General features: G+C 33.1%; 1 protein-coding gene. It reads left to right on the top strand.

Annotation, left to right across the window (positions count from 1 at the left end; genetic code table 11):
- Positions 1-106: 106 nt before the first annotated feature.
- A partial coding sequence (locus tag AC1DTM_RS25630; protein WP_477001205.1) for a BglG family transcription antiterminator occupies positions 107-1617 on the top strand: 1511 nt, incomplete at its 3' end.

The following is a 1617-nucleotide window of genomic DNA, read 5'->3' as shown; positions in this document are numbered from 1 at the left end:
AACTGCCCGTAAACGCCCGATTGGTGAAGGCTAATAATCAGTGGGGRATGAACAAAACCCCCACTGATTAAAGTTTCACTTTATATAAAGAGCGAGAGGAAGAGCTATGACAAAAGTGCATCAGCGATTAATTTCCATTTTAGAGGAGTTTTTAGAAGAGAAATCGATGTTAAATCGAGCTTTTTTAGCGAGCCGTTTACATGTATCAACGAAGACGATTYAAAAGGATATAAAATTATTAAATGATATATTGGAAGAACACGGAGCGAAAATTGAATCACAAAGGGGGAATGGGTACGAACTAGAAATTATACAAACTAAGAAGTTTGAAGATTTTTGCTTAAATGTATTTCAAAAACAGACGGAAAAGATTCCAACTTCTTATGAAGAAAGAGTAGCTTATATTTTACAACGTATTTTAACGACAGATGGGTATATGAAGCTTTCACAGCTAGCGGAAGAGATTTATGTGAGCAAATCTACTGTAAACTTAATTATGAAAGATGTTACGGATATTTGTAGTCGCTATGAGTTACAAATTGAAAAAAGACCATATTATGGTATACGTATTGTGGGAGAAGAATTTAATATTCGTTCTTGTTTATCACAATATGGTTTACCGCGGTATGACCATACTCCGTTTCATGAGAACTATGAGCAGACGGACACGTATTTATCGTTACCCCATATTTCTCTCATCCGCTCAGTTATACTAAAGTATATCGAGGGAGGAACGATATATTTATCAGATATAGAAATTGATAATTTATCAATTCATATTGCGATTGCTTTAAAGAGATGCAGGGATGATCATTACATTCAAGCACTGCATGTAGAGGAATCTGAACTTATAATAAAGAAAGAATATAAAATTGCGAAACAGATTTTAGGGAATTTAGGGGAAGAGCTAAAACTTCAATTTCCAGAAGAAGAAATTTTATATGTGACGATGCATTTATTAAGTACTGCTGTTATAGCAAGAGAGCGCTATGAAAATGTGGAAGAGCTATTAGGGAAAGATGTATATGCATTCATGCAGCATATTCTTTTCAAAGTAGCGGAAGAACGGAATCTTACTTTTTATTATGATGAAGAATTATTATTTGGTTTTGGTGTTCATTTAAAAACATTATTAAATCGTTTGAAATATAAATTAAATACGAGAAATCCTCTTTTAGCAGAAGTGAAAAAAAATTATCCATATGCTTTTGAAATTGCAGTTCTCGTTGGAGATATAATTGGTGAATATACGGGTGAATCCATTCCAGAGAGTGAAATTGGTTATATTGCCATTCACTTTGGAGGGGCGATGAGCCGTTTACAAGAAAATAATCAAAAGAAAAGATGTTTATTAGTTTGTGCGACTGGTCAAGGGAGTGCACAGCTACTGAAATATAAAATTCTATCACAGTTTCGAGATAAATTAGAGATTGTAGGTATTACAGGCTATTATCAATTGAAAGTAGAAGACCTTTATAAAGATAAAGTAGATTGTATTATTAGTACGATTCATATACCGAGTGGTTTGCCTGTGCCAGTTATAAAAGTGAATTCAATATTTGATGATAAAGAGATTAAATCGATTGGTCAGCAGTTATTTACGCATGTGAATAATAG

It is taken from the genome of Bacillus sp. P4_D3 (assembly GCF_056401855.1).
The sequence above is the reverse complement of the archived record's forward strand: the minus strand, read 5'-3'. Positions and strand labels throughout refer to the sequence as shown.